This is a genomic window from uncultured Campylobacter sp. (assembly GCF_938040115.1).
Classification (GTDB): Bacteria; Campylobacterota; Campylobacteria; order Campylobacterales; family Campylobacteraceae; genus Campylobacter_A.
The window spans coordinates 1-4,452 of sequence record NZ_CALHXD010000222.1 but is presented as its reverse complement, the minus strand read 5'-3'; the positions used below and the strand labels follow the sequence as shown (position 1 = coordinate 4,452).

Below are 4,452 nucleotides of genomic sequence, written 5' to 3'. Positions count from 1 at the left end.
GCGACACTGCTTCCTGTGTCGATTTATTTTCCTGCGCAGCTGCGACGAAAATCAGCGCGAACGATAAAAAATACGCCTTTAAAAATTTACCGAGTTTCATAAATTTCCTTTGATATTAGTCTTAAAATTTACTATATTAGCAAAATTTAGGACTAAAAGTCAATCCAAAAACCTTGAAAATATTTTGGGATTTTACTAAAATTCACCCAATATAAAAAAGGGAGAAACAATGTACAACTTCGACGAGCTGGGCAAAAAAATCGGCGATATCGACAAACGCATAGATATGCTGATTGCTAAAACTGGGCTTAGCTACAGCGAATTTGCAGTGCTTTATACACTCGCAAAAGACGGCCGTTCGACGCAAAAAAAGATCGGCCAAGAGTGGCTCATACCCAAGCAAACGGTCTTTAACGTCTGCAAGGATTTTCGCAAAAAAGGGCTAGTGCAGATAGGCGAGCAAAGCGCGGATAAAAGGGAGCGCGCGATGAGTCTCACGCAAAAAGGGCACGACGTAGCAGACCCCATAGTGCGCGCTAGCGATGAGCTGGGCGAGCGGGTATTTGCTAGGCTCGGCGAAAAAAATGCCGAGAAGCTATTTTTGTTGCTGACGCGCTTTTGCGAGATTTGCGACAAAGAGATCGAAAATACGCCTGATATCAAAACGGAAATCTAAGCTTGCTTGGATTAATCAAGTCGTTTTTGTCGTATATTTTTGCCAAAATGCCAGCAAACGCCTATAAGACCGGAGCTAGCGACAAGCCACGCGCAAAATACTCTAGCCAAATACGCCATACGCTAACGACGTTTCCAGCTCTTCCTAAATTTACCTACTCGCTCGCCGTTTTTCGTACTCGGCGACTTAAATTCGAGTTTCAAGCACACGCTTTAGAGCTCAAATTTCACAAATTTGCATTGTAAATTTATCGAAAAGTCGTCTTGACAAATTTGCCGCTTAAATTTAATCGGCGACTGCGAAAATACGGCTCAAAATGTACAGACGATTTACCAAAGCACGCAGCGAATTTGCCTGCTGATTTATCTTTGCAAACGCAAGCGGCGCTACTTAAATTTAGCATTTACGGCTTATAAAATCGCCGCAATGCGCCTTAAGGCTACGCCAATGTTTAATCTTGCAACCAAAAAAACACGAGTAAATTTGGCCCGTTAGATTTTGATGCGTCGCGTAAAGTAGTTTAAAGCCGTATCTACGTGTCGACTTCCGCCGCCCACTCAAACAAAATTCGCCGAGTCGTATCGCTCAAATGCCGCCGCCCTAACGACGACGATCGTCAAATTTATTCCCAAACAGCAAATTTAACTTTCGTAACATTTTATAATTTTATTTACGTTTTTACTCATATATCGTAAAATTTTACAGCTTAAATTTTAAAATTAATCAAAAAATATAATACAAAACTCTATAATCGGTAAATTTAAAACCGAAAGGAGAAAAAATGAAACTATTTTCAGCTCTAGCTCTATGCGCGGCGATGATGATTAGCGCGCAGGCTGCGGAAAAATATAAGATCAAGCTCGCCTCCACCTACGAGAGCAACGTACCCGTGCTAGGCGACGCTCCGAAGAAATTTAAAGAGCTCGTGGAAAAGATGAGCGACGGCCGTATCGAGGTTCGCGTCGACTATCCGTCCAAGCATAAGGCGGCGTTTGCGCTACTTGATATGGTCAAAAGTGCCCAGTACGACGCGGCTTTCACCGCAAGCTACTTTTATAAAGGCAAGGACGCTAAACTCATGCTCTTTACGACCGTGCCTTTTGGTATGAACAAGGCCGAGCAAGACGCATGGTACGCGTACGGCGGAGGCAAGGAGCTCGCGCAAAAGGTCTTTAACGAGTACGGCATCGTAACCTTTCACGGCGGAAATTTCGGTATGCAAATGGGCGGCTGGTTTAAAAAAGAGATCAAGAGTACGGACGATCTAAAGGGACTAAAACTACGCATGACCGGGCTTGGCGGCGAGATAATGGCAAAGCTAGGCGTAAACATCAACACGATCCCGATCGGCGAGCTATACATGGCGATGGAGATGAACACGATCGACGCCGTCGAGTGGGTCTGCCCTGCGATCGATATAAATTTCGGCTTTCAAAAGGTGGCTAAATTTTACTACACAGGCTGGCAGGAGCCTGCGAGCGAAAATGAATTTTACATCAACAAAAAGCTCTGGGACAAGCTACCGGCCGACCTCCAAGCTATCGTAGAAACCGCGACCAAGGCCGTAGCGGCCGATGTTTACGAATCGGCGGTCTATCAAAACTCGCTGGTCCTTGATAAAATCAAAAGCGAGCATCCAGACGTGAAAATCGCTTCGTTTCCGCCAGAGATCATCGCCGCGCTGCGCAAGGCTACGGACGAGATCCTAGACGAGCTCTCAGCCAAAGATGCGACGTTTAAGGAAATCCTAGACTCGCAAAAAGCCTTTATGAAAAAGGCTAGAGTCTGGACGCAGATCTCCGAAAACAGCTACATAAACAGCACTACGGAGTGATCGCCGCTAAATTTAACGAGCCGTCCGAGTAAATTTGACGGCTCGGCTAACGCAAATTTGGTGTTAAATTTAGCCCGATTTTAGCTTGACGTCAAATTTGAACTCTAAATTTTATCAACGCTGCTTTGCTTAAATTTAACCAACAAATGCGCCAAAGCAGACCGCCGTTACTTTCATATCTTAAACTTCCCGAATTTTAACCCAAATAGTGCTAAAATCACCAAACACCTAAATTTAAAGGAAAGCCATGAAAAATGTGTCTAAATTTTGCCTTTTGGCTGTAGTTTTTTGCGGTCTTGGTGGCGCAAACCTAAGCGCACAAACGACGAAAGCCGCGCTAATGGAAAAAACGGTAAACGAGTTTTACGAAACAAACTACGGCAACGGCGAAGTGCAACCTATCACCTCGGAGTGGCTGACTCCCGAGCTTGACGGGCTGATTTATGATCAGTTCGGCTCTGCGCTGGGACGTCTAAGCGGCATAGAGCACGTATCGTCCGATCTAGATGCCGATCCTTTTATAGGCTCGCACGAGATTGACGAGCTAAAAAACTTTAGCGCAAAAGCGGTCTCAGAGAACGAAGTGCAAGTGAAATTTGAGCTATTTGGCGAAAAACGGGATATAACTTTGCGCCTAATTTGCGATAAAGATTGCCTAGTTGGCGGCGTAAAGCTTAGCGACGGTGGTTCGTTAAAGGCTAAGATTAAGAAATCTCTAAGAGCGGCGTATCCGAGCAATTACGACAAAATTTTTAAAGACTAAGCGTAAAATTTAAGAGTTTAACGCGCCGTTTGGTTTCAAATTTGCCCGCTTTCGCAAATAGCGCGCAAACTAAAAGCGGTGCTTAGATCAGGGCGCGAGCTAGCGATAACCCGCGCCTAGAAATTTATATTTTTTTATACGGAGCCTGTCCTGCTTCGTAGAAGTTATTGCCCTCGCTATCTATCGCTACGATAGCCGGGAAATCCTCGACCGTGAGCCTCGCGATCGCCTCAGGGCCAAGCTCTGGATAGGCTAGCACTTCGTATTTTTTGATACTTTGGCTAATCAGCGCGCCCGCGCCGCCGATAGCGACCATATAGACGCAGCCTGATTTTTTCATCGCCTCTACGACGGCCTCAGAGCGGTAGCCCTTGCCGATCATGCCGTTGATGCCTACTTCGTTTATCATCGTCGGAGTGTATTTGTCCATGCGTCCGCTAGTAGTCGGTCCCGCAGCGCCTATGACGTCGCCCGGTTTTGCGGGGCTTGGTCCTAGGTAGTAGATCGTCTCGCCGGCTAAATTTACGGGCAATGCCTCGCCGCGAGCCAAAGTCTCGGTTAGCGCCTTGTGCGCGGCGTCGCGAGCTGCGATGATGGTGCCGCTTATTAATACGTTATCGCCGGCTTTTAGGCTTTTTACGACCTCTTTGTCAAACGGCGCGGTTATCTTTTTTACTTCTGACATCTTTTCTCCTTAAATTTCAGCTTCGGCGTGGCGAGCGGCGTGACAGTTGATGTTGATAGCGACCGGCAGGCCCGCGATGTGGGTCGGATACCACTCGATGTTTACTTTTACCGCGGTCGTGTCGCCGCCTAGTCCTTGCGGTCCGACGCCCGTTTTACAGGCGAGCTCTAGTAGTTCCTCTTCTAGTTTGGCGTATCTAGGATCGGGGTTTTTGCTGTCTGCGGCGCGAGCGGCTGCGTATTTTGCCATTAGCGCGGCCTTATCCATCGTGCCGCCTATGCCCACGCCGATTACCATCGGAGGACAGGCGTTTGGTCCCGCTAGCTTAACTGTGTCTAAAAATACCTTTTTCACGCCTTCTAGGCCGTCTGCGGGCACTAGCATCTTTAGAGCCGATTTGTTCTCGCTACCAAAGCCCTTTGGGGCCACTTTTATGTGGATTTTATCGCCTCTTACTATCCTTACGTTTATGACGGCGGGGGTGTTGTTTGTCG

The 4,452-nt window shown here is 46.9% G+C and carries 5 protein-coding genes; 3 read left to right on the top strand and 2 right to left on the bottom strand.

What is annotated here, in order from left to right; translation table 11 throughout:
* The first annotated feature begins 229 nt into the window (after window positions 1–229).
* From Q0314_RS07450 to Q0314_RS07440, 3 genes are all read left to right on the top strand, one after another.
* The gene (locus tag Q0314_RS07450) at window positions 230–676 is read left to right on the top strand and encodes a MarR family winged helix-turn-helix transcriptional regulator (RefSeq protein ID WP_298057905.1); all 447 of its coding nucleotides are present in this window, start codon (window positions 230–232) and stop codon (window positions 674–676) included.
* A 781-nt stretch (window positions 677–1,457) separates the two neighbouring features.
* Window positions 1,458–2,510: a TRAP transporter substrate-binding protein DctP gene (gene dctP / locus Q0314_RS07445; protein ID WP_298057903.1), complete on the top strand. Its 1,053-nt coding sequence runs from the start codon at window positions 1,458–1,460 to the stop codon at window positions 2,508–2,510.
* 247 nt (window positions 2,511–2,757) lie between these two features.
* On the top strand, window positions 2,758–3,273 hold the full coding sequence (locus tag Q0314_RS07440) for a hypothetical protein (protein WP_298057901.1): 516 nt from the start codon (window positions 2,758–2,760) through the stop codon (window positions 3,271–3,273).
* A 124-nt stretch (window positions 3,274–3,397) separates the two neighbouring features.
* On the opposite strand, the gene Q0314_RS07435 is transcribed toward Q0314_RS07440, so the two are convergent.
* The gene (locus Q0314_RS07435) at window positions 3,398–3,958 is read right to left on the bottom strand and encodes a Fe-S-containing hydro-lyase (protein WP_298057899.1); all 561 of its coding nucleotides are present in this window, start codon (window positions 3,956–3,958) and stop codon (window positions 3,398–3,400) included.
* A gap of 9 nt (window positions 3,959–3,967) precedes the next feature.
* On the bottom strand, window positions 3,968–4,452 hold a 485-nt coding region (locus Q0314_RS07430), incomplete at its 5' end, for a fumarate hydratase (RefSeq protein WP_298057898.1).